General features: G+C 67.2%; 20 protein-coding genes. All 20 read left to right on the top strand.

The genetic code is table 11. The features are described from left to right. Positions 1-599: 599 nt before the first annotated feature. Entirely contained in the window at positions 600-1,031 is a 432-nt protein-coding gene (gene mraZ, locus RIT73_RS15635) for a division/cell wall cluster transcriptional repressor MraZ (RefSeq protein ID WP_309133024.1), read from the top strand. Positions 1,032-1,209: 178 nt separating this feature from the next. After that, the gene (gene rsmH, locus RIT73_RS15630; RefSeq protein WP_309133023.1) at positions 1,210-2,172 is read left to right on the top strand and encodes a 16S rRNA (cytosine(1402)-N(4))-methyltransferase RsmH; all 963 of its coding nucleotides are present in this window, start codon (positions 1,210-1,212) and stop codon (positions 2,170-2,172) included. Continuing rightward, entirely contained in the window at positions 2,169-2,729 is a 561-nt protein-coding gene (locus RIT73_RS15625) for a hypothetical protein (protein WP_309133022.1), read from the top strand. The genes rsmH and RIT73_RS15625 overlap by 4 nt, the downstream gene beginning before the upstream one ends. A gap of 57 nt (positions 2,730-2,786) precedes the next feature. Further along, complete coding sequence (locus tag RIT73_RS15620; protein WP_309133021.1) at positions 2,787-4,568, top strand: penicillin-binding protein 2; 1,782 nt, start codon at positions 2,787-2,789, stop codon at positions 4,566-4,568. After that, on the top strand, positions 4,568-6,106 hold the full coding sequence (locus tag RIT73_RS15615) for a UDP-N-acetylmuramoyl-L-alanyl-D-glutamate--2,6-diaminopimelate ligase (RefSeq protein ID WP_309133020.1): 1,539 nt from the start codon (positions 4,568-4,570) through the stop codon (positions 6,104-6,106). The genes RIT73_RS15620 and RIT73_RS15615 overlap by 1 nt, the downstream gene beginning before the upstream one ends. A 1-nt stretch (position 6,107) precedes the next feature. After that, positions 6,108-7,580 carry a UDP-N-acetylmuramoyl-tripeptide--D-alanyl-D-alanine ligase gene (gene murF / locus RIT73_RS15610; protein WP_309133019.1) on the top strand — a complete coding sequence of 491 codons (1,473 nt, stop codon included), beginning with the start codon at positions 6,108-6,110 and terminating at the stop codon, positions 7,578-7,580. Continuing rightward, positions 7,577-8,665, top strand: coding sequence for a phospho-N-acetylmuramoyl-pentapeptide-transferase (mraY, locus tag RIT73_RS15605; protein WP_309133018.1), 1,089 nt, complete (start codon positions 7,577-7,579; stop codon positions 8,663-8,665). The genes murF and mraY overlap by 4 nt, the downstream gene beginning before the upstream one ends. Continuing rightward, positions 8,658-10,235 (top strand): UDP-N-acetylmuramoyl-L-alanine--D-glutamate ligase, encoded by a 1,578-nt coding sequence (gene murD / locus RIT73_RS15600; RefSeq protein ID WP_309133017.1) that lies wholly within the window; start codon positions 8,658-8,660, stop codon positions 10,233-10,235. Before mraY ends, murD begins: the two co-directional genes overlap by 8 nt. Before the next feature lies 1 nt (position 10,236). Further along, positions 10,237-11,913, top strand: a complete 1,677-nt coding sequence (ftsW, locus tag RIT73_RS15595) for a putative lipid II flippase FtsW (protein WP_309133016.1) — start codon at positions 10,237-10,239, stop codon at positions 11,911-11,913. Then, positions 11,910-13,013: a UDP-N-acetylglucosamine--N-acetylmuramyl-(pentapeptide) pyrophosphoryl-undecaprenol N-acetylglucosamine transferase gene (locus RIT73_RS15590; RefSeq protein WP_309133015.1), complete on the top strand. Its 1,104-nt coding sequence runs from the start codon at positions 11,910-11,912 to the stop codon at positions 13,011-13,013. Before ftsW ends, RIT73_RS15590 begins: the two co-directional genes overlap by 4 nt. A gap of 2 nt (positions 13,014-13,015) precedes the next feature. Further along, complete coding sequence (murC, locus tag RIT73_RS15585) at positions 13,016-14,416, top strand: UDP-N-acetylmuramate--L-alanine ligase (RefSeq protein WP_309133014.1); 1,401 nt, start codon at positions 13,016-13,018, stop codon at positions 14,414-14,416. A gap of 5 nt (positions 14,417-14,421) precedes the next feature. Continuing rightward, positions 14,422-15,174 (top strand): FtsQ-type POTRA domain-containing protein, encoded by a 753-nt coding sequence (locus RIT73_RS15580; protein WP_309133013.1) that lies wholly within the window; start codon positions 14,422-14,424, stop codon positions 15,172-15,174. A gap of 309 nt (positions 15,175-15,483) precedes the next feature. After that, complete coding sequence (gene ftsZ / locus RIT73_RS15575; RefSeq protein ID WP_309133012.1) at positions 15,484-16,647, top strand: cell division protein FtsZ; 1,164 nt, start codon at positions 15,484-15,486, stop codon at positions 16,645-16,647. A 1-nt stretch (position 16,648) separates the two neighbouring features. Next, the gene (pgeF, locus tag RIT73_RS15570; protein ID WP_309133011.1) at positions 16,649-17,392 is read left to right on the top strand and encodes a peptidoglycan editing factor PgeF; all 744 of its coding nucleotides are present in this window, start codon (positions 16,649-16,651) and stop codon (positions 17,390-17,392) included. 92 nt (positions 17,393-17,484) lie between these two features. Continuing rightward, positions 17,485-17,982, top strand: coding sequence for a cell division protein SepF (locus RIT73_RS15565; RefSeq protein WP_309133010.1), 498 nt, complete (start codon positions 17,485-17,487; stop codon positions 17,980-17,982). Positions 17,983-18,071: 89 nt separating this feature from the next. Continuing rightward, positions 18,072-18,371 carry a YggT family protein gene (locus tag RIT73_RS15560; protein ID WP_309133009.1) on the top strand — a complete coding sequence of 100 codons (300 nt, stop codon included), beginning with the start codon at positions 18,072-18,074 and terminating at the stop codon, positions 18,369-18,371. 261 nt (positions 18,372-18,632) lie between these two features. Beyond that, entirely contained in the window at positions 18,633-19,439 is an 807-nt protein-coding gene (locus tag RIT73_RS15555) for a DivIVA domain-containing protein (protein WP_309133008.1), read from the top strand. A gap of 100 nt (positions 19,440-19,539) precedes the next feature. Further along, on the top strand, positions 19,540-20,091 hold the full coding sequence (locus RIT73_RS15550; RefSeq protein WP_309133007.1) for a signal peptidase II: 552 nt from the start codon (positions 19,540-19,542) through the stop codon (positions 20,089-20,091). Next, the gene (locus RIT73_RS15545; RefSeq protein ID WP_309133006.1) at positions 20,084-21,007 is read left to right on the top strand and encodes an RluA family pseudouridine synthase; all 924 of its coding nucleotides are present in this window, start codon (positions 20,084-20,086) and stop codon (positions 21,005-21,007) included. Before RIT73_RS15550 ends, RIT73_RS15545 begins: the two co-directional genes overlap by 8 nt. Positions 21,008-21,115: 108 nt before the next feature. Continuing rightward, positions 21,116-24,564 (top strand): DNA polymerase III subunit alpha (gene dnaE / locus RIT73_RS15540; protein WP_309133039.1); only part of this gene is annotated, 3,449 nt, incomplete at its 3' end.

The raw sequence follows: 24,564 nt of genomic DNA, 5'->3' as shown, positions 1-24,564 counted from the left end.
GTTGGTCTGTGTGGCTTCATGGCTGATCGACATGCACCCCATTCTCCCCCAAATCGCCGATCCGCTCCACACACCGCTTTTTCAGGCGGCCGCGTGCTTCCGCCACACACCGCCTTGTCAGGGGCCCCACTTCACTCCCCACCCCCCTCCACCGACCGTCCCCACCGCCCTCCACCGACGGTCCCCACCGCCCTCCACCTGCCGACCCCACTTCGCTCCCCACCGCCCTCCACCCGCCGTCCCCACTGCGCACCCCACTTCGCTCCACTCGACCCCTCCACTTTCCTCCCCACTTCGCTCCACCCGGTCCCTCCACTTCGCTCCCCACTTCACTCCACCCGCGAAATGACGCGGATCAAATCGATTGATCGGCTGCGGCGAACCGCAGGAATCTGACCCCGAGACAGGGGCTCAGAGGGCTCATCCGGACCTGCGGAAGACTCGCCCAGCCTGATTTTCTCCACTTTCCTCCACCAGTCTGACCAGGAGTTTTACCGCCAAAACTCGAGTTCGGAGCAAAAGTGCTGGATTGGGTGGAGGGAAGTGGAGTAGTGTGGTTGCTATCGGAGCCGATTGGGTTTCGAAAGGGGTGAGACGACATGTTCTTGGGCACTCATATGCAGAAGCTCGATGACAAAGGTCGCCTCATCCTGCCCGCAAAGTTCCGCGAGGAGCTCTCGCCCGGACTCGTACTGACCCGAGGTCAGGAGAACTGTCTCACCCTGTTCCCGACCAAGGAGTTCGAAGCCGAGCATGAGCGAATCCAGAACGCGCCGAAGACGAACAAAGAGGCCCGCGATTACCAGCGTGTCTTCCTGTCGGCGGCATTTGCGGATCAGCCGGACAAACAGGGACGCATCACGGTTCCTCATATCTTGCGGCAGTACGCATCACTGGACCGGGAAGTCGCGGTCATCGGCATGGGCAACCGAGTCGAGATCTGGGACGCCCCGACCTGGGAGGAGTACCTCGTCGACGCGCAGCAGGCATTCGCCGAACGTGAGAACGAGGTGATTCCCGGAGTGATCTGACACTGCTCGAGTTCGATCCTTGTCCGCCGTGTTCGCAGTTTCGGGGTACTTCCCCGGTTCCGAAGCTCGGCAGTCCTGACGCACTTCCCCGGTGGCAGGGCGGCGGCGGACAAGGTTCAAGCTCCAGCAGTTCACATCCCGCAGACCGACGAAACGACGACCCGCAAAGGACACCCCTATGGACTCCCAACACGTACCCGTGCTCCTCGAGCGCGTGGTCGAGCTCATCGGGGTCGGGGTCGAAGCGGCCAGGGATGCGGGCATCGCTCCTGTCGTCGTCGACGGAACCCTGGGCATGGGCGGTCACTCGGAAGCGATCCTCGACCGGTACCCCGACGTCCACCTCATCGGCATCGATCGCGACCTGCAGGCCATCGACATCGCGGGCAGCCGCCTCGAGCGCTTCTCCTCCCGCACCGACATCGTCCACGCCGTCGACGACGAGCTCCCCGGGATCCTCAGCGACCTCGGGATCGAGCAGATCAGCGCGATCCTGCTCGACCTCGGCGTCTCCTCACTTCAACTCGATGAGGACGAGCGCGGATTCTCCTACTCCCGCCCGGCGCCCCTGGACATGCGGATGGATCAGTCCCAGACGCTGACAGCCGCCGAGGTGCTCGCCACCTACCCGGAAGCCGAGCTGCGCCGCATCCTCCGAGAGTACGGCGAGGAGAAGATGGCCGGGCGGATCGCGAAGATCATCGTCGCCGACCGTGAGCACACCCCGTGGGAGACATCGCAGCAGCTGGCGGCGATGCTCGGGCGGGTGCTGCCGGAGACGAAGAAGCGATCCCACCCTGCGAAGAGGACCTTCCAGGCGCTCCGGATCGAGGTCAACGACGAGCTCGGAGTGCTCAAGACGGCACTGCCGGAGGCACTGAGAGCCCTGCACATCGGGGGAGTGGCCGTCATCGAGTCCTACCAGTCCCTCGAGGACACGATCGTCAAGAAGGTGTTCCGAGCCGGCACAACCAGCGCCGCTCCGCCCGAGATGCCCGTCGTGCCCGAGGCCCTGCAGCCCTGGCTGAGAGAGATCGTGCGAGGTTCCGAACTCGCCGATGACGAAGAAGCAGAACGCAATCCACGAGCCAAGAGCGTGCGCCTGCGCGCAGTCCAGAAGATCAGGGAGGCACGATCGTGAGGAACGCCACGACGGCAGCGGTCCCGGACACCGCTGCGATGAGTTCTGTCCAGGAATTCCCGGCGCGTCAGTCGCGGCCGGGCCTCAGGCTGCTCACCTTCGAGCTGCCGAAGGCGAGGGTGCCGTTCTCGATGCTGTGTGTGGCGATCCTCGTCGCCGGCCTCGTCGCGGTGCTCCTGCTCAATATCTTCATCTCCCACACCTCCTACGAGATCGACAGACTCAACTCCCAGAAGGAGGAGCTGGCGGAGAAGAAGGACCGCCTCGTCGAGGACAACTCCTACCGGGAGAGCCCGCAGAACATCGCGCTGGCCGCCGAGGAGCTCGGCCTGGTCCGCGACTCCTCGCCGGAGTTCCTCGACGCCAGGACGGGGAAGATCATCGACGCGCCTCCCATCGACGTCAATGGTGAGAAGAAGCCCACAGTTGTCCCCGGCCCGCGCGCCGATACCCGCAACGACCTGCGTCCCAACCTACGCTCGGATGAGACGCTGCCGGTGGTCGGGGGAACCCCGAGCAGGGACATCGCGGCCCCCGAGCAGCAGACCCCCAGATAGGCTGCCCGCAGGATCCGGTCAGCCGCTCGCCGAACTCGAAGGACCAAGGACAGCGCAATGGGCACAGGAGCCACACGGGTGAAGCACAAGGGAAAGCGGCGCGGCCCCAACCCCAGACTGCGGATGACGATCATCGCCGTCTTCTCGGTCGTGGTCATGCTCATCACCTCCGCCCGCCTGATCTCGATCCAGGGCATGGACTCGATGCAGCTGGCGGAGAAGGCGCTGTCCAACCGTCTCGTCACCCGCACCCTGCCCGCTTCCCGGGGCCAGATCCTGGCCTCGGACGGCACCGTCCTCGCCGACAGCGTCTCGCGCTACCAGCTCGTCGTCGACCAGCAGAACGTGGCGAAGTGGACCGTGGACGGGAAGCTGCTCGGTGCTTGGGGAGCGGCCGAGGCGTTGGCCGGACCCCTGCACACCGACCCCGGCCTGATCTACCCCGAACTCGTCGGTGACAAGCGCTGGAACCCGATCGCCAAGGGCCTGACCTCGGAGACCTGGGCCGCCGTCAAGAAGCTCAACATCCTCGGCGTCTCCTCCGAGGAGTACGCGGTGCGCTCCTACCCGGCCGGAGCAGTGGCGGGAAACATCGTCGGCTTCCTCAGCTCGGACGGGCAGGCGCAGGCCGGGCTCGAACTCGCCTACGACGATGTGCTGCGCGGTCGCGATGGCAAGCAGCAGTACGAACGCGGCGCCCGCGGCGAGATCATCCCCCTCGGCGACAACAACATCCAGAACGCTGTCGACGGCAAGAGCGTCCAGACGACGATCGACACCGACCTCCAGTACTACGCCCAGCAGGCGATCGAGGAGCAGCGGAAGAAGCACAAGGCCGAATCCGCCTCGATCGTCATCAAGAACGTGAAGACCGGGGAGATCCTCACCGCCGCCGACGCTCCCAGCGTCGACCCCAACGCCCCCGGGAAGACCGAGGGCGGGCAGCGCGGATCCCGGATCTTCACCGACGTGTTCGAACCCGGGTCGACGGCGAAGATGGTCACCGCGGCGGCCCTCCTCGACCAGGGCCTGGTGACTCCCGAGCAGGAGTTCACGGTGCCCTACAAGTGGAAGGCACCCAACGATGAGGAGTTCAAGGACTCCCACGAGCACCCGGACCAGAAGCTCACCTTCGCCGGGATCATGGCCGAATCGTCGAACACCGGCACGATCCTCGCCGGCAACAAGCTCAGCGAAGAGCAGCGCTACCAGTACCTGAGGCGATTCGGCTTCGGATCGAAGTCGAGCATCGGCTTCCCAGCTGAGACCGGCGGCATCCTCCATCCCTACCAGGACTGGGACGGCCGGACGAAGTACACGGTGATGTTCGGCCAGGGAATCGCCGCCAACGCCCTGCAGACCACGGACGTCATCGCGACCATCGCCAACGGGGGAGTGCATGTGCCCTCGACCCTCGTCTCCGGGGAGATCACCCCCTCCGGGCGGACGATCCCGAATCCGGGCGGCGCGCCCAAGCGCGTGATCAGTGAGAAGGCCGCGAAGCAGACGACGAGCATCCTCGAAGGCGTCGTCGCCGAGGGCACGGGCAAATCTGCCTCCGTGTCCGGCTACCGGGTGGCGGGCAAGACCGGCACCTCTCAGGCGCCCGCGGCCGAGGGAGGCGGATACGACGGATACACTGCTTCTTTCGTCGGTGTGATCCCCGCCGAAGACCCGCAGCTGGCGATCTCCGTGACTTTGCAGCGCCCCCGGAAGGGCTATTACGGTGGTACTGCCGCAGCTCCGGTCTTCTCCGACGTGGCAGGGTACGCGATGAGGCATCTGCGGATTCCCCCATCGACGACCGAGCCCCAGCTACCCGCACGAGAATGGAAATGATGCGAATCTCTCAGCTGCTGCCAGCGGCCCCCGGAACCATCCATGGGGACCCCGACGCCGAGGTGTCAGGGGTCTCCCATGATTCGCGCACCGTCACTGCGGGTCAGCTCTACGCCGCTCTGCCCGGCGCCAACGTGCACGGGGCGAAGTTCGCCCCCGCCCTCATCGCCCAAGGGGTGAGCGCGATCCTCACCGATCCGCGCGGGTGGGACATGATCACCGCGGCCGCTGATGAATCTGCCCTCGCCGAGGTGACCGCACTGGTCGTGGACGATCCGCGGGCCGTGCTCGGCGCGGTCTCCGCCGCCGTCTACGGCACCACGGACACGCCGGAGCTCCTCGGAGTCACAGGGACCAACGGCAAGACGACGACCACCTACCTGATGGCCGGACTGATCGAGGCCCTCGGCCGTCGCACCGGAGTCATCGGCACGGTTGCGACGCTCATCGACGGAGAGGCCGTGCCGAGCGTGCGCACCACCCCGGAGGCGCCCGAGCTCCACGCACTCTTCGCCCGGATGCGCCGGGCCGCGCTCGACACCTGCGTGATGGAGGTCTCCTCCCACGCGCTGGCCCAGCATCGCGTCGACGGCGCCCATTTCGCCGTCTCCGGGTTCACGAACCTGTCGCAGGACCACCTCGACTTCCATCATTCGATGGACGAGTACTTCGACGCCAAGGCCCAGCTATTCACCCCCTCCTTCTCCGACTCGGCCGTGATCGTGGTGGAGGACGAGTGGGGAGAGCGGATGGCCGCAGCGGCCTCGGTGCCGGTCCGGACCCTGGGACGCGATGACCGCAGCGAATGGAGGATCGAGCACACTCCGGGGGAGTCCGACTTCGCGCTCCACGCGGCGGGGACGACGATCCCGCTGCGCTCCCCGCTGCCCGGGGACTTCAACGTCACCAACACCGCACTGGCCGCCTCCATGCTCCTGGAAGCGGGAACCTCGCCGGAGGACCTCAGCGCGGTCGGCCGCTCCTTCACCGCCTCGGTGCCGGGCCGGATGGAGGTCATCAGCGCAGGCCACGACTTTCAGTCTGCACAGGGACCTCGGGCGATCGTCGACTATTCGCACACTCCCGACGCGATCGAGAAGGCGCTGGCCTCCCTCGACGCCGACAGCGACGAACTCGTCATCGTGTTCGGCGCCGGCGGCGACCGCGACCCGGGCAAGCGATTCGGAATGGGACGTGCCGCGGCCCGCGGCGCCGACGTGATCGTTCTCACCGACGACAATCCTCGCACCGAGGATCCGGACGCGATCCGAGCCGCGATCCGCGAGGGGATCGAAGCGGAGATCGCGACGGGATCGGCGCGTGTGCGCCGAGTCGTCGAAGTCGCTGACCGCGGTGCGGCCATTGACGAAACCCTCGCCTCGGCGAGGGTCGGAACCACCGTGCTCATCGCCGGGAAAGGACACGAAACCGGACAGGACACCGGCGGGGTCGTCACCGAGTTCGACGACCGCGAACGGACACGCTCAGCTCTCTGCGCACGACTTGAGGGCGCGGAAACAGGTAAAGTGCAAAGTTGATATGAAGCGACTGACTGCAGCCGAAATCGCAACCGCCGTCTCCGGCGAGTTGTACGGCGTTGACCCCGAGACCCAATTGTCCGCCGGCGTAGTGACCGACTCCAGAGAGGTCGGGCCCGGCGATATCTACATCGCCCGACGCGGCGAGAACTTCGACGGCATCGAGTTCGCGGCCGCGGCCGTCGAGGCCGGAGCCGCCCTGATCATCGGGGAATCCGTCCCCACGGTCGATGAGCGGACCCTGCCCACCGTGGTCGTCGCCGACGCCACCGAGGCGCTCGGTCTGCTGGCCAAGCACAGCATCGAAGCGCTGCGAGCCGACCCCGAATCCGACCTCACGGTCATCGCGATCACCGGCTCCGTGGGCAAGACGACCGTCAAGGACCTCACCGCCGATCTGCTCGCCGGCGAGGCCGAGACGGTATGGCCGCCGAATTCCTACAACAATGAGGTCGGAGTTCCGCTGACCGCACTGCGGGCGGGGGAGACGACCCGCTTCCTCGTGCTCGAGATGGGCGCCCGCTCCATCGGCAACCTCGCCTACCTGACCAGTCTGGTCCGTCCCGACATCGCCGTCGAACTCGCGGTGGGCACCGCCCACTCTGGAGTCTTCGGCTCGATCGAGAACACCGCCCGGGCCAAGGCCGAACTCGTCGAATCCCTCACCGCGGACTCCGTGGCCGTGCTCAACGCCGACGACCCGCGGGTCGCGGCGATGCGCGACGTCCTCGCCCCCGGTGTCAAGACCCTGTGGTTCTCCCAGCGCGAGTCCCTGCCCGAATGGGTGGCGGACGACGACTCCGTCGTCCAGGCGACAGGCGTCACCACCGACGTCTCCGGCCACGCCCAGTTCACCCTGCACCTGCCCGGGGAAGAGCCCCAGGACCTGCGCCTGGCCCTCGTCGGCGAACACCACGTCGGCAACGCCCTGGCCGCCGCGGCCGTCGCCCATTCCTGCGGCGTCGGCATCAAGTCGATCGTGACGACTCTGGCTACCTCCTCGGCTGCCAGCCGGTGGCGGATGGAGCTCATCGACTCACCGACGGGCGTGACCGTGCTCAACGACGCCTACAACGCCAACCCGGACTCGATGCGGGCCTCCCTGAAGACGCTCGCGGCCATGGGCCGCGGCGACGAGGACAACCGTCCGCGCCGGACGTTCGCCGTGCTCGGGGAGATGCTCGAACTCGGCGAGGACTCCGTGTCCGCCCACGCCGACATCGGAGAACTCGTCGTGCGGTTGAACATCACCCGCACGATCGTCGTCGGAGAGGGCGCGAAGCCCATCTACAACGCCGCCAACCTCGAAGGCTCCTGGGGCAACGAGGCGACCTGGGTGCCCACCGCCGCCGAGGCGAAAGAACTGCTGCTGGCGGAACTGGCGCCCGGCGACATCGTCCTGTTCAAATCTTCACGCGATGCCGGTCTGCGGTATCTCGGCGATGAGATCGCCGGTGTATCGGGGGCCCAATGATTGCCGTACTGCTCGCCGCCTGCCTGAGCCTGTTCCTCACTCTGCTCGGCACGCCGCTGTTCATCCGATTCCTCGTCAGACAGGGCTACGGCCAGTTCGTCCGCGATGACGGTCCGACCTCGCACGCGACCAAGCGCGGCACGCCCACGATGGGCGGCGTCGTCATCATCGGCGCTGCGATCCTGGCCTACCTCCTCGGTCATCTGTTCACAGGATCCGTTCCCACCGCCTCGGGACTGCTGGTCCTGTGGCTGGCGGCGGGCCTCGCGGTCGTCGGGTTCCTCGACGACTTCATCAAGATCAAGAAGCAGCGGTCCCTGGGACTGCGCCCGATTCCGAAGCTCATCGGCCAGGGCTTCGTCGGGATCTCGTTCGCCGTCCTCGGTCTCCAGTTCCCGAACTCCTTCGGGGAGACCCCGGCGTCGACCAAGGTCTCGTTCATCCGCGACACGAACCTCGACCTCGCCTTCGGCTCCGCGGTGCTCGGACTCATCCTGTTCGTCATCTGGGCCAACCTCATCGTCACCGCCGTCTCGAACGCCGTGAATCTCACCGACGGCCTCGACGGTCTGGCGACGGGCGCCTCGGCGGTCGTCTTCGCGGCCTATGTCGTCATCGGCACCTGGCAGTCGACGCAGAACTGCAACCTCATGTCCGAGGCGACCAACGCCTGCTACTACACCCGCGACCCGCGCGACCTGGCGATGGTCGCTGCGGCCATGGCCGCCGCCTGCTTCGGCTTCCTGTGGTGGAACACGTCGCCGGCGAAGATCTTCATGGGCGACACCGGGTCGCTGGCCATCGGCGGCGCCATCGCGGGGCTGGCGATCATGTCGCGCACCGAGCTCCTCCTCGTCGTCCTCGGCGGTCTCTTCGTCATCATCACCCTGTCGGTGATCATCCAGGTCGCCTCGTTCAAGACGACGGGCAAGCGCGTCTTCCGGATGGCGCCGCTGCAGCATCACTTCGAGCTCAGGGGCTGGGCGGAAGTGACGATCGTCGTGCGCTTCTGGATCATCGCCGCCCTCTTCGTCATCGCCGGTATCTGTCTGTTCTACGCCGAATGGGTGTCGCGGATTGGCTGAGAACCCCGCCGCCCACCTGACCGGCTCCGACGGGGAACCGGACGCGCCGGTCGCCGCCTACCCGAACGCCGAGGCGATCCCTGCGGCGCTGACCGGCCCGAGCTCGTCCTTGGCCGGACTCCGGATCCTCGTCACCGGACTCGGGGTCACCGGGTTCCCCGCCGCGGTGCACCTGGCCGAGCGGGGTGCTGATGTCATCGTCATCGACGGCGACGCGCAGGCCGACGTCTCCGACAAGATCCAGATCCTCGAGGTCTTCGACGTGCAGATCCGACGCGGACCCGAACACGTCGAGGCCCTGCCCGCCGAACCGCTCGACCTCGTCGTCACCTCTCCCGGCTGGCGCCCCGATCAGCCGGTGCTGGCCGCGGCCATGGCCGCAGGCATCCCCGTCATCGGTGAGGTCGAACTGGCCTGGCGCATCCGCGGTGCCAATGACGCCAAGTGGTTGGCGATCACCGGCACCAACGGCAAGACGACGACCACCACGATGCTCGAATCCATGCTGCTGGCCGCCGGACACCGGGCGAGGGCCTGCGGGAACATCGGGACGCCCCTGCTCGAGGCGGTCCTCGAACCCGGGCTGGAGGTGCTCGCGATCGAACTCTCGAGCTTTCAGCTGCACTGGCAGTTCTCGATGAGCGCCGATGCGGCCGCGGTGCTCAACATCGCCCCGGACCACCTCGACTGGCACGGTTCCGCCGAGGCCTATGCCGATGACAAGGCCCGGATCTACCACAACGTGAAGACCGCCTGCGTCTACAACGTCGCAGACCCCGCCACCCGGACGATGGTCGAAGAAGCCGACGTCATCGCCGGGGCGAAGGCGATCGGATTCACCACCGACATTCCCCGCCCCGGCGAGCTCGGACTCGTCGATGACCTCCTCGTCGACCGAGCCTTCATCCCGCAGCGTTACTCGTCTGCCGCGGAGCTCGCGACATTGGCCGACGTCGCGACCGCCACCGGCGTGTCCGGGCACGAGCCGGCGGGGCACCAGGTCGCCAACGCACTGGCCGCCGCCGCCCTGGCCCGCAGCATCGGCGTGCCCGGACCCGCGGTGGCGCAGGGGCTGGCCGCCCACTCCCAGGGGGCGCACCGGATGGTCCCCGTTGCCACGCATGCCGGAATTCGCTGGATCGACGACTCGAAGGCCACGAACACCCACGCGGCCAACGCCTCGCTGACCAGCTTCCCCTCGATCGTCTGGATCGCCGGGGGACTGCCCAAGGGCGCCGACTTCACCCCGCTCCTGCGCGACCACGGTCACCGGCTGCGCGGCCTCGTGCTGATCGGCGCCGAGGACGGTCCGTTCCGGCGGGCCGTCGCCGAGGCGTGCCCGGACCTTCCGGTCGTCCGGATCGACCCGGACCTGGCCGAACCGGACGAATCGCCGGACCGTCGCGGGCAGGCGATCATGAGCGCCGCCGTTGCGGCGGCCGGCAGGCTGGCCGTCGACGGGGACGTCGTGCTTCTGGCGCCGGCTGCGGCGAGCATGGACCAGTTCCGCAACTACAACACGCGCGGCGACCTCTTCGCCGAGGCTGTCCACGCTCACATCGGGAGCTGACATGGGACGGCAGACTCAAGCTCCCCGCCGCCCCGCCTCGTCGAAGTCCGCGCAGAAACGCGGACTGCGCGGGACCTCCCGCCAGAGTGCGAAGGCACCCGGGACCGAGGAGACGACTGCCAGAGGTGCACAGGGGACTTCGGCGGATGCGACGTCCGCCGCCTCGGAGCGCACGAGCGCCCAGTCCGCGAAGGGCGGAACCAAGGCAGTCAAGCGCGAGCGCAAACCGGCCGCCGGGAAGTCAGCGGGCGCCACGAAGGCAGCGCGCCCCGCTGGGTCCACGAAGGCCGCCACGAAGGCAGCCCGGTCGGCAGGGGCCACGAAGGTCGCCACGAAGCCAGCTCGCTCGGCAGGGGCCACGAAGCCAGCTCGCTCCACGAAGCCTGCCCGGGGGGAGTCGGGGAATCGGGCCCAGCCGTTCCGCGACGCCCTGATCGGCCTCGGCCGGGAGCTCAGCCGCGTCTCCGCCTACCCCCTGACAACGTATTACCTGGTGCTCGTCTCCGTCCTGGCGTTGACCTCGCTCGGCGTCGTGATGGTGCTGTCGGCGTCCTCGATCACCTCCTACGACGGCGGTGAGGGTTCCTCGTTCGCCTACTTCAACAAGCAGCTGGGGTTCGCGGCGATCGGAATCGTCCTCATGTTCGTCGCCGCCCGCGTCCCGCTGCGCCTGTGGAAGAGAGTGGCATGGATCGCGCTGGGAGTGGGCATCGTGATGCAGGCCGCGGTGTTCCTCCCCGGGATCGGGAAGTCGACGAACGGCAACGCCAACTGGATCCAGCTCGGCGGGTTCCAGCTGCAGCCCTCCGAGTTCCTCAAGATCGCCCTCGCCGTCTGGCTCGGCTTCGTGCTGGCGGGCAAGTTCGGGAGGATGAAGACCTTCGGCCATGCGATGATCCCGGTGGTGCCGGGCATCGCCATCGCCGTCGGACTGGTCATCGCCGGCAACGACCTGGGCACCGCCATCGTCCTCATGGCCATGGCCACGGTCTGCCTGTTCGTCGGCGGCTTCCCCTGGAGGCACTTCACGCTGCTCTTCGCCGGCGGTGTCGCCGTCGTCCTCTTCTACGTGCTCAGCTCGGCGAATCGACTTGCCCGCATCGAAGCGATGCTGACAGGGCACGCCGACCAGACGTCGGCCCACATCACAGGTTCAGCGTGGCAATCCAACCACGGTCTGTTCTCGCTGGCCTCCGGCGGCTGGCTGGGAGTCGGACTGGGGGCGAGCCGTGAGAAGTGGTCCTGGCTGCCCGAGGCCCACAACGACTTCATCTTCGCGATCATCGGCGAAGAGCTCGGACTCCTCGGCACCCTCGTCGTGGTGCTCGTGTTCGCAGCCCTGGCCTACGGCCTGATTCGCGTGATCATGCGCTCGAATGAGCTGTTCGTCCAGATCGCGACAGCCGGACTCTTCGCCTGGCTGATCGGCCAGGCCGCCATCAACATCGGAGTCGTGACCGGACTTCTGCCCGTCATCGGGCTGCCCCTGCCGTTCGTGTCCTACGGCGGCTCCTCGATCATCGCCTCCCTGCTGGCGATCGGGGTGATCCTGTCCTTCGCCCGTTCCGAGAAGGGCGCCCAGGCCGCCATCGCGGCTCACCGGGCGCGCGTGCGATCCTCGTTCGCGGTCCTCGCCAGACGGCGGAAGACCGGAAGCACGACGAAAGAAGTGAGATGACGTTGAGCATTCTGCTGGCCGGCGGAGGCACCACCGGCCATATCTCGCCCATGCTGGCCATCGGGCGAGAGCTGAGAGCCAGGCACCCCGAGGCGGATGTCTTCGCTCTGGGCACCTCCGACGGACTTGAGGCCGACCTCGTCCCGCGAGCCGGCTTCGAACTGCTCACGATCGACAAGGTCCCGATGCCGCGGTCGCTGAACCCGGCGGCGCTGAAGTTTCCGCAGCGCTTCGCCGCCAACATCTCCGCCGTCCGCCGGATCATCGCCGAGCGCGAGGTCGCCGCGGTCGTCGGCGTGGGCGGCTACGTCTGCCCGCCGGCCTTCCTCGCCGCCCGGAGGGCGAAGCTGCCGCTCATCATCCACGAGGCCAACGCGAAGCCCGGAATGGCGAACCGCCTCGGCGCCCGCCTGACGCAGCCCGGCCGGGTCGGGGTCACGTTCCCGGGGACGAAGCTGCCCGGCGCGAAGCTGGTGGGGATGCCGATGCCCGCAGAGATCTCCTCACTCGACCGCAGCGACGACGCGATGCGCAGAGCCCACCGAGCCGAACTCGGTCTGCGCGACGACGCTCCCGTGCTCGTCGTCACCGGAGGCTCATCGGGAGCGCAGAGGATCAACGACGCCTTCCTCGACGTCGCCGCACTGTGCCAGGAGCAGGCGGTCCAGGTCCTCCACATCACCGGACGCGGCAAGGGAGAGGCACTGCGCGCAGCGACTGCCGCGCTTCCCGACTACCACGTCGTCGATTACGTCGACGGAATGCACAAGGTCTACGCCGTCGCCGATCTGCTCGTCGCGCGGTCGGGAGCCGCGACCGTCGCGGAGACCACCGTCGTCGGCGTGCCCGCCGTCTACGTCCCCTTGGCGATCGGCAACGGGGAGCAGCGGCTCAACGCGGCCGGCAGCGTCCGGGCGGGCGCCTCGGTGCTCGTCGACAACGCCGACTTCACCTCGGCGGTGGTGGCCGAGACGGTCCTGCCGCTGGTCAGGGACACCGCCCGTCTCGAGGCGATGAGCCGCGCCGCGCTCGACCTGCACTACCCCACCAATGCCGCGGCCACCATGTCCGCAATCGTCGAATCCGCGCTGAGAGGTTGACCATGACTGCCACCGAGATCGTCCCCGCCGCCGAGCTGGGCGCCGTCCACTTCATCGGCATCGGCGGTGCGGGGATGTCAGGCATCGCCCGAATCATGGTGATGAACGGAGTTCCCGTCTCCGGGTCCGACGCCAAGGACTCCGCGGTCGTCGACGTCCTGCGGACGCTGGGCGCCACGGTCCACATCGGCCACTCCGCCGACAACCTCGGCGCGGCCGACACCCTGGTGATCTCCTCGGCGATCCGGAAGGACAATCCCGAACTCGCCGAGGCGCAGCGTCGCGGGCTGCGGATCCTCCACCGGTCCGGGGCACTGGCCTCTTTGATGCTCGGGCAGCGGGCGGTGGCCGTCGCGGGCACCCACGGGAAGACGACTACGACGTCGATGACGACGGTGGCGCTGCAGGCCTGCGGGCTCGACCCCTCGTTCGTCATCGGGGGAGTCCTGTCGACCACGGGCACGAACGCCCACCTCGGCAGCGGTGACGTGTTCGTCGCCGAGGCGGACGAATCGGACGGCTCGTTCCTGCTCTACGAGCCCGCGATCGGGATCCTCACCAACGTCGAAGCCGACCACCTCGACCACTACGGCACCGCCGAGGCGGTCTCCGATGCCTTCGTCGAATTCTGCGCGGGGATCGGCGCCCGCGGCGGCGCCGTCGTCGCCTGCGCCGACGACCCGGGGTCGCTGTCCGTGGCGACCAGAGCCAGGGAGCAGGGCACCGAGGTCCTCCTCTACGGGCAGTCGGAGCAGTCCGACATCCGCCTGCGCGACCTCGAGTCCCGCCTCGGCGTCGACTTCGTCCTCGACATTCCCGGGCGGGAGCAGGGACTGCCCGTGCACCTCAAGCAGCCGGGCACGCACAACGCGCTCAACGCCAGCGCGGCGATCGCCGTCGCCCACGCCCTCGGCGCCGACGTCGAACGGGCGGCCGAGGGACTCGGCGGCTACGGCGGCACCCGGCGCCGCTTCGACGAGAAGGGCATCGCCGGCGGCGTGCGGGTCATCGACGACTACGCGCATCATCCCACAGAGGTCACCGCAGTGCTCTCGGCCGCCCGCGGCGTCGTCACCGACGGGGGCCGGGTGTGGGCGATCTTCCAGCCGCACCTGTATTCGCGGACCATGGAGTTCCGGCAGGAGTTCGGACGGGCCCTGGGCCTGGCCGACGAGGTGGTCGTCCTCGACATCTTCCCCGCCCGGGAGGATCCGGTGCCCGGGATCACCGGTGCGATCGTCGCCGAGACGGTCCCGCACGAGCACGTCACCTACCTCGAGTCCTTCAGCGAGGCGGTGCCGTTCGTGGCCGAGCGCGTGCGCCCGGGCGATCTCGTGCTCACCGTCGGAGCCGGGGATGTGACGATCCTCGGTCCGGAGCTGCTCACCGCGCTGGAGAACTGAGACCTGTGCCGCTCGACGAACCTCGCGCCGACGACAACTCGACGGCGGACCTCACTGCGGTCATCCGGCTGCGGCGCAGACAGCTGTGGACCCGGCGGCTGAGCGTGATCGGCGCAGTCGTCGCCCTGCTCGCCCTGGTCGCCGTCGCCTGGTTCTCACCGGTGCTGCGCCTCGATCAGGTCACCGTCAGCGGCAGCCGGCTCGTCGCGGCAGGCGATGTGGAGCGCTTCGTCCTCGCCGAACACGGCGGCACCCCGCTGCCGCAGGTGCGGCCCGGCACGGTCGAATCCGAGGTGCTGGAGAGGTTCCCCCGTGCCGACGAGGTCTCCGTCCATTACTCCGGACCGCGCAGCCTCAGCCTCGAGATCACGGACCGCCAGCCGGTCCTCGCCGTCGCCGGGGAGGGAGGCTTCGAGCTCTTCGACCCCGACGCCGTGCATCTGGGCACTGTGGAGAAGGCACCGGCGGGGCTGACGGTCCTCGAGGACACGAAGGGTCCGCCGGCGAAGGAGACGGTGGCGGCGGTGATCCGGTTCATGGCCGAGCTCAGTCCCGAGCTGCGCTCACAGCTGCACACGATCTCCGCGGTGAACTCGAACAGCCTCCAGGGCACCATCGAAGCCGGGGAGACGAAGGCGAACGTCGTGTTCGGCGACAGCACCGGCGCCAGCCTCAAGCTGGAGACCGCCGTCCAGCTGGCAGAGGCAGGACGCACCTCGATCGACGTCTCGGTTCCCTCCGTCCCGGTGACGAACTGAGCCTCGAGCCTGGTGGTCACGGGCTTCCCGTTGTCGGGACCCGCTCTCGAGGTCGGCATCGGACAATTCGGCCCGCCGCGAGCATCCCGTTCTCGAGCCCCGTTCTCGGGCCCCGCGGCACACAATTCAGCCCGCCGCGGATATCCGTCACAATTGGCGCCGACACACCGGGGTCAAGTTTGGTCGATGCCCGACACTCCGGGGAGAATGGTTGCAGTGGAGTTGCCCTGGACAATAGCGTCATGGCAGACAAGACTTCGAAGAGGCATGCTGAACAAGCGTGTGTGATGCGCCGAAAGAGGAACCGACTTGGCTGAATTCCCACAATCCGGAGCGGATATCAAGGTCGCCGGCACAGGCGGCGGCGGTGTCAACGCTGTCCAGAGGATGATCGACGTCGGCCTGCGCGGCGTGGAGTTCATCGCAATCAACACCGATGCGCAGGCTCTCGTGCTCTCCGACGCCGACGTCAAGCTCGAGATCGGCCGTGAGCAGACCCGCGGACTCGGCGCCGGCGCCGATCCCGAGATCGGGCGCAAAGCGGCAGAAGCCAGCGAGGACGCGATCCGCGATGCCCTCGAAGGCGCCGACATGGTCTTCGTCACTGCAGGTGAGGGCGGTGGCACCGGGACGGGTGCGGCCCCCGTCGTCGCCCGCGTCGCCCGCTCGCTGGGCGCGCTGACGATCGGTGTCGTGACCCGCCCGTTCACGTTCGAGGGACGTCGCCGCTCGGCTCAGGCCGAAGCCGGCATCGCCGCTCTGCGCGAAGAGGTCGACACACTCATCGTCATTCCCAATGACCGCCTGCTCTCGATCTCCGATCGCAGCGTGTCCGTCGTCGAGGCGTTCCGCTCCGCCGACGAGGTGCTGCGCTCCGGTGTCCAGGGCATCACCGACCTCATCTCGGTGCCCGGACTGATCAACCTCGACTTCGCCGACGTGAAGTCCGTGATGCAGGACGCCGGCACCGCACTGATGGGCATCGGTGCGGCGACCGGCGACGACCGCGCGGTCCAGGCGGCCGAGTCGGCCATCGCCTCGCCGCTGCTCGAAGCCAGCATCGACGGCGCCCACGGAGTGCTCTTCTGCATCCAGGGTGGGGCCGACCTGGGACTGTTCGAGGTCAATGAGGCCGCGCGACTTGTCCAGGAGGCCGCTCACCCCGAGGCCAACATCATCTTCGGCGCCGTCATCGACGACAACATCGGTGACGAATGCCGGGTCACCGTCATCGCCGCCGGATTCGACAACAGCGTCCCTGGTCAGGAGAGCACGAGCGCCGAGGCGGCACCCGCTGCGATTCCCGCCGCCGTTCCGGAGCCGGAGCCGGTTCCCGCAACCGTCCCCGACACCTCGGCGGCGAAGGAGACCGACCACCGGATCGAGGAGCACCAGATCCCGACGTCATTGCCGAGCGAGCGCAGCTCGTCGAACTTCGACAACGACCTCGATATCCCGGACTTCCTCAAGTAGCATGCTGCACTCACGATTCGTCGTCCCCGGTCCGAGGGGCGCCCACATCGCCTTCACCGACCGGCATGGAGGGTATTCGAGCGGGGACTTCTCCTCGTTCAACCTGGCCCGGCAAGTCGGGGACGACGAATCGATGGTCGACGCCAACCGGTCGGCACTGGCCCAGGTGCTGGGGATGAGCGCCGAGCGTCTGAGCTTCGTCACCCAGGTCCACGGCACGAACGTCCATGTCGTCGCCGCGGGTGAGCACCTGCGCACCCAGACACCCGAAGCCGATGCGCAGGTGACGGCAGTGCGCGGCGTCGGACTGGCCATCATGGTCGCCGACTGCACGCCGATCATGCTCGCCGACACCGCGGCCGGGGTGATCGGAGCCGTCCACGCGGGCCGGCCCGGACTGGCCGGCGGTGTCGTCCCTGCCACTCTCGAGACGATGCGGGCCCACGGTGCGAAGGACATTCACGCCGTCATCGGCCCCTCCGTCTGCCCCCGCTGCTACGAGGTGCCGGCCGAGCTGCGTGACGAAGTCGCCCAGGTCGAACCCGTCGCCGCCTCGGTGTCGGTGTCCGGCACGCCCGCGCTCGACATCGCCGGAGCCGCTGCGGAGCAGTTGAGCCGGGCGGGCGTGACGATCGATCATTTCTCCCGCACCTGCACGCGGGAATCGGACGACCTGTTCTCCTACCGGCGGCGGCAGAGGACGGGGCGGTTCGCGGGCGTGGTGTGGCTGCAGGAACAAAACTGACGACACACCAGTGAGGCTTGAACGCCGAGGCGGATCAAGTGCGATAGTTTGGGCGGCAGGCGAGCAAGCACCGCAAGGTCGAGGAGCACAGTATGTCAGCAATCAAGAAAACCCTGGAATACCTGGGATTCGTCGAAGAGGACGACCAGCCGGTGGAGCAGCAGCGGCGCAGTCGCGAGGTCGTCGAGACCTTTGATGAGCAGCCGGAACCGGAACGGGAGCCGGTCAGGGAACAGGCACCGGCACCGGTGACCCCGATCCACCCGACACCGATCCGTCCAGTAGACACCCCGGCGCCAGGAATTTCGATGAATCGCATCAAGACCATCCACCCCCGCAGCTACAACGATGCCATGGTGATCGGGTCCGCCTTCCGCGACGGCACCCCGGTGATCATGAACCTGTCCGAGATGGACGAGTCCAACTCGAAGCGCCTCGTCGACTTCTCCGCCGGTCTCATCTTCGGCCTGCACGGGTCGATCGAACGGGTCACGAACAAGGTGTTCCTGTTGACCCCGGAGAACATCGAAGTCACCGGTGAGAGCGAAGCCGACCCCGACACGCAGGCGAGCTTCTTCAACCAGAGCTGAGAACGCCCACCTTCTCTTTGAGCTCTTCCCAGCCGGAGCGGTTAGGCTGGGACCGACCTGACCGGAACAATGAAAGGCACTGGCGACTCGTGGCCATCATCTTCTACATCCTGGGCACGGCACTCAGCCTTTACGTCTACGTTCTCCTCGCGCGCGTCGTGCTCGACCTCGTGCAGGTGTTCTCACGCGACTGGCGCCCCCGCGGATTCTTCCTCGTTCTCGCCGAGTTCGTCTACACCCTCACCGACCCGCCGCTCAAGCTTCTGCGCAAGGTGATCCCTCCGCTGCGCCTGGGCCAGGTCTCCTTGGACCTCGGCTTCATTGTGCTGCTGATCGGGATCCAGATCATCGCCTCTTTCCTCTTCGGACTCTCGCGCACGACCATCTGATCCCGCTGGCAGGGGTGCCGGGGCTGAGGGCTGCGGCTCCGAGTCCGCGCGCCGACTCCACCTCACCGAGGCGGGGCGCAGTTGCGGCTCGCAGCGGCGGCGGCTCGCCGGCGCCGGCAGAACACGCGCATCAATTCGTGCAAAGACTTGTCCATTGCGGCATTTCCGCACGACAAACGGGTTGGTGTTACGCTATTGTGACGTTGAAGCCGCCTCCATGGGTGGCCACGTAATGAATGCAGATCGACCAAAGGTGACCTCATGGCGCTCACGCCTGAAGACGTAGTAAACAAGCGGTTCCAGCATGTGAAGTTCCGCGACGGGTACGACCAGGATGAAGTCGACGATTTCCTTGACGAGGTTGTCGTTGAGCTTCGTCGTCTCTACCAGGAGAACGACGAGCTGCGTCAGAAGCTCTCCGCTGCCGAGCAGCAGGTGAAGGAGCTCGAGAACGGTGGAGGATCGTCAAAGGCCGCCCCGGCTGCCGACATCGACGCCACTCAGGCCATGCCCGCGGCTGTTCCCGCTCCTTCGCAGCCCAAGGAGGAGAAGGCTCCCGAGACTCCGGCCGCCCCGGCCGCAAAGCCCGAGGCGCCCGCAGCTCCTGTCGTCAAGGAAGCCGCTCCGGCACCCCAGTCCCCGGCACCGAGCCAGTCCGCCCCGGCGGCCGCGCCGTCGCCGGCACCTGCGGGAGCTGCCGCTGTCAACGCCGGCGGAGACGCAGATGCTCATGGTCTGATCGCGCTGGCTCAGCGTGTTCACGACGAGCACGTCTCCGAAGGTCAGCGCAAGCGCGATGAGCTCATCCGCAGCGCCGAGAAGGAAGCTCAGGACATCGTCGGAAAGGCAGAGCGCAAGCGCGACGAGACCCTGTCCTCGCTCGAGTCGCAGAAGTCGACCCTCGAGCGTGCGATCGATCAGCTCTCGAACTTCGAGCGTCAGTACCGCACTCGCCTGAAGAGCTACCTCAACGACCAGCTGCGCGAACTGGAGAACTCCACGAGCCTGGCGCCGGAGACCCTCGACGGGAACTCCTTCGGTTCGTCGTCGTCGAACCACAAGCTCTGAGACGAGCGTCACCGAACAAGGTCCGGATACCCCTTGCGGGTGTCCGGACCTTGTCGCCTGCCCGGGAGCCGGGCCCAGGCAGTGAGCTAGAATGGACCAGATGAAATCCCAGGCCCCCGAGGCGAAGATCCGTCGCAGGACCATGCTCCGCATTCTGTTCGGCATCGCCGCTGCAGTGCTCGTTCTCGATCAAATGACCAAATTCCTGGCAGTGCGGTTCCTCGAGGGTCAGGAGCCGATTTCCGTCCTCGGCAGTCTCGCCGGATTCGCCTTCTATCGCAATCCCGGTGCCGCACTGGGGATGGGGGCCGGCGTCACCTGGGTGTTCCCGCTGATCGCGATCGCGGTCTTCGTCGCCATCCTCGTGCTGTCCCGGAAGCTCGGCTCTGCCGCGTGGGCAGTGGGTCTCGGTCTGCTGCTGGGTGGGCTGTTCGGCAACCTGGTGGATCGCCTGTTCCGGCAGCCCGGCTTCCTCCACGGTGCGGTCGTCGACTTCATCGACCTCTCGCTCTTCATCTGCAACGTCGCCGACATCGCCATCACCGCGGCGGCACTGACCCTGGTGGTGACGAGTCTGCGGGGAATCGACCTGGACGGATCGAAGACCACGGCCCCATCAGCACACTCGAGTAGAGAGGACACGCATGACTGAACGTTCTATCCTGGTCCCCGAAGGTCTGGAAGGTCAGCGGGTCGACTCCGCCCTGGGCAAGCTGCTCGGCCTGTCGCGGACCGCTGCGGCGGAGATCTGCGCGACCGGAGGAGTGCAGCTCTCCGGACGCCCCGTCGCCAAATCGGACCGCGTCGTCGCGGGCGAACGCCTCGACGTCATCATGCCCGAGGCCAAAGGGCCTCTCGAAGTCGTCCCCGATCCCGTTCCCGGGATGCGGATCGTCCACGATGACGAGTCGTTCGTCGTCGTCGACAAACCGGTCGGGGTCGCTGCGCACCCGGCCGTCGGCTGGACCGGCCGGACCGTGGTCGGCGGGCTTGCCGCCGCCGGCTTCGGGATCGCCACCTCGGGAGCTGCGGAGCGTCAGGGCGTCGTGCAGCGCCTCGATGTCGGCACCTCGGGTCTGATGGTCGTGGCGAAGAGCGAGTACGCCTACAGCGTGCTCAAGCGCGCCTTCAAGGAGCGGACGGTCGAGAAGACCTACCACGCGGTGGTGCAGGGCCTGCCCGATCCCGTGCTCGGCACGATCGACGCCCCCATCGCTCGCCATCCCCGTCACGACGGACTCTATGCCGTCCACAGCGAGGGCAAGCACGCCATCACCCATTACGAGGTCCTCGAGGCCCACCGCCGGGCCTCGCTGCTCGAGATCCACTTGGAGACCGGCCGCACCCACCAGATCAGGGTCCACTTCTCCGCCCTGCGCCATCCCTGCGCAGGTGATCTTCCCTACGGCGCCGACCCCGTGCTGGCCAAACAGCTGGGGCTCGAGCGACAGTGGCTGCATGCCGTCAAACTCGGCTTCAGCCACCCCGATTCCGGGGACTGGGTGGAGTTCGAGAGCGAGTATCCGCAGGATCTGCAGACGGCGCTCGACCGCCTCCGCAGTTCCTGAGCGGCAGCTTCGCGATGGTCTAAGGTGGATGCGGAACACCGTGCTCTAGGAAGGCTGCCAGTGCCGAAAGACGACTTCGTCCATCTTCACGTTCACACCGAGTACTCAATGCTCGACGGTGCGGCCCGCCTCGGCGATCTCATGGCCGCGACGAAGGCTTCGGGGATGTCGGCCATCGCGACGACCGACCACGGCTACCTGTTCGGGGCCTTCGACTTCTGGTCGCAGGCCACGAGCGCCGGGCTCAAGCCGATCATCGGCGTCGAGGCCTATGTCACTCCGGGCACCGACCGGGGCGACAAGTCCCGGGTGAAATGGCGCACGGACGAGTCGCAGAAGCGCGACGACATCTCCGGCGGCGGTCTGTACACGCACATGACGCTGCTGTCGAAGAACAACACCGGCATGCGGAACTTGTTCAAGGCCTCCTCCCACGCCTCGTTGGACTCGGTGACGGCGAAGTGGCCGCGCCTCGACGAGGACCTGCTCCACACCTACTCCGAGGGCCTCATCGCCACCACCGGCTGCCCCTCCGGAGAGATCCAGACCCGCCTGCGGCTGGGACAGTACGAGGAGGCGAAGGCGGCAGCCGGCAAGTACCGGGACATCTTCGGCGCCGAGAACTACTTCTGCGAACTCATGGACCACGGACTGTCCATCGAGAAGCGGGTGACGAAGGACCTGCTGCGGCTCGCCAAGGAGATGAACATCCCACTGGTCGCCACCAACGACCTCCACTACACGCACGAATCCGATGCGAAGGCGCACGAGGCGCTGCTGGCCATCCAGTCCGGTTCGAAGCTCATCGAGCCCACTTACGACCAGGGCGGATCCCGGTTCGCGTTCTCCGGCTCCGGCTACTACCTCAAGTCCCCGGCGGAGATGCGCGCCCTGTTCTCCGAACTCCCTGAGGCCTGCGACAACACCCTGAGCATCGCCGAGATGTGCGAGGTCTCCTTCGACACCTCGGCGAACTACATGCCGAAGTACCCGTGCCCGCCCGGCGAGGACGAGACGTCCTGGCTGATCAAGGAGGTCCAGAAGGGACTCGAGTACCGGTACCCGAACGGGATCCCGGACGCCGTCCGCAAACAGGCCGACTACGAGCTCGACATCATCATCTCGATGGGCTTCCCCGGCTACTTCCTCGTCGTCGCCGACTTCATCAACTGGTCGAAGGACAACGGCATCAGGGTCGGGCCCGGACGTGGATCCGGCGCCGGTTCGATGGTCGCCTACGCGATGCGCATCACCGACCTCGACCCGCTCCAGCACGGACTGTTCTTCGAACGCTTCCTCAACCCGGACCGTGTGTCCATGCCCGACTTCGACGTCGACTTCGATGATCGTCGCCGCGGCGAGGTCATCGAATACGTGACGCGGAAGTACGGCGACGAGCGCGTCGCGATGATCGTCACCTACGGCACGATCAAGACCAAGCAGGCGCTCAAGGACTCGGCCCGAGTGCTCGGCAAGCCGTTCTCGCTGGGGGAGCGACTGACCAAGGCGCTGCCGCCGGCGGAGATGGCCAAGGACATCCCCCTGGCCGACATCGAGAACCCGGAGGCCAAGCGCTACAACGAGGCCGGCGAGTTCCGGGAGCTCGTCGCCACCGACCCCGAGGCGAGGGAGACCTTCGAGACCGCGAAGGGCCTGGAGGGACTGAAGCGCCAATGGGGTGTGCACGCGGCCGGCGTGATCATGTCCTCGGATCCGATCATCGACGTCATCCCGATCATGCGCCGGTTCCAGGACGGTCAGGTCATCACCCAGTTCGACTACCCGACCTCCGAGGGCCTCGGGCTGATCAAGATGGACTTCCTGGGGCTGCGCAACCTCACCATCATCTCCGACGCCGTCGAGAACATCCGCGCCAACCGGAACTTCGACCTCGACCTCGAACACCTCGAACTCGACGACTCCGGCGCCTATGAGCTCCTTGCCCGCGGCGACACGCTCGGGGTGTTCCAGCTCGACGGCGGCGGCCTGCGCGCCCTGCTGCGGCTGATGAAGCCCGACAACTTCGAGGACATCTCGGCGACCCTGGCCCTCTACCGGCCCGGCCCGATGGGCGCGGACTCCCACACGAACTACGCCCTGCGCAAGAACGGCCTCCAAGAGGTGACCCCGATCCACCCGGAGCTCGAGGAGCCACTCAAGGAGATCCTCGGCACCACCTACGGCCTCATCATCTACCAGGAGCAGGTGATGGCGATCGCGCAGAAGGTCGCCGGCTACTCGCTGGGTCAGGCCGACATCCTCCGTCGCGCGATGGGCAAGAAGAAGAAGTCGGAGCTCGACAAGCAGAAGGTCGGCTTCTTCGGCGGCATGACGGAGCGCGGCTACTCCGAGGCGGCGGCGCAGGCGCTGTGGGACATCCTGCTCCCGTTCTCCGACTACGCGTTCAACAAGGCCCACTCGGCCGCCTACGGCGTCGTCTCCTACTGGACGGCCTACCTCAAGGCGCACTACACCGCGGAGTACATGGCGGCGCTGCTCACCTCGGTGGGCGACAACAAGGACAAGCTGGCGATCTACCTCAACGAGTGCCGCCGGCTCGGCATCACGGTGCTCCCGCCCGACGTCAACGACTCCGCCCTGCACTTCACCCCGGTCGGGGAGAACATCCGCTTCGGCATGGGCGCGGTGCGCAACGTCGGTTCCAACGTCGTCGACGGCATCGTCGAAGCGCGGGAGGAGAAGGGGACCTACACCTCGTTCACCGACTTCCTCGACAAGGTGCCCAGCCACGTGTGCAACAAGCGCACGATCGAGTCGCTCATCAAGTCCGGCGCCTTCGACTCGCTGGGGCACACCCGCAGGTCGCTCGTCGAGATCCACGAGGAGGCCGTCGACTCGGTCATCGGCGTCAAGCGGCAGGAGGCCAACGGACAGTTCGACCTGTTCGCTGGCCTCGGAGGCGGCGGCGATGACGCCCCGAGCTTCTCGGTCGCGATCCCCGACCGTCCCGAATGGGAGAAGAAGGAGAAGCTCGCGTTCGAGCGCGACATGATCGGCCTCTACGTCTCCGACCATCCGCTCAACGGCCTCGAAGGTGTGCTCGCCGCCGAGTCCGAAGCCTCGATCGCCGAGGTGGTCGACCCCGAATCCCATCGCCCCGACGGATCCCAGGTCAAGGTCTGCGGGATGATCACCCAGGTGACGCGGAAGGTGTCGAAGAACTCGGGCAAGCCCTATGCGATCGTGTCCCTGGAGGATCTCGACGCCGAGGTGGAGGTGATGTTCTTCGGCGACACCTACGAGCCCGTGGCGAGCCTGCTCGCCACCGACCTCGTCATCTCGCTGACGGGACGGATCCGACACTCGGATGACCGGCCCACCTCGATGATGGCGATGTCGATGACCATCCCCGACGTCACCGACCCCAAGGACAGGCCGCTCAACCTGATGATGCCGATGGAGAAGGCGACCGAGGAGATGGCCGTGAAGCTGCGCCGGATCCTCGAGGCCAACAAGGGGCACACGGACGTCCACCTCGTCCTCACCCAGCCCGGCCGGAAGACGGTGATGCGTCTCGATCGGTCGATCCGGGTCGA

The sequence above is a fragment of the Brevibacterium sp. genome, from assembly GCF_031179145.1.
Lineage (GTDB): Bacteria > Actinomycetota > Actinomycetes > Actinomycetales > Brevibacteriaceae > Brevibacterium.
This window is presented reverse-complemented; position numbering and strand designations above follow the sequence as displayed.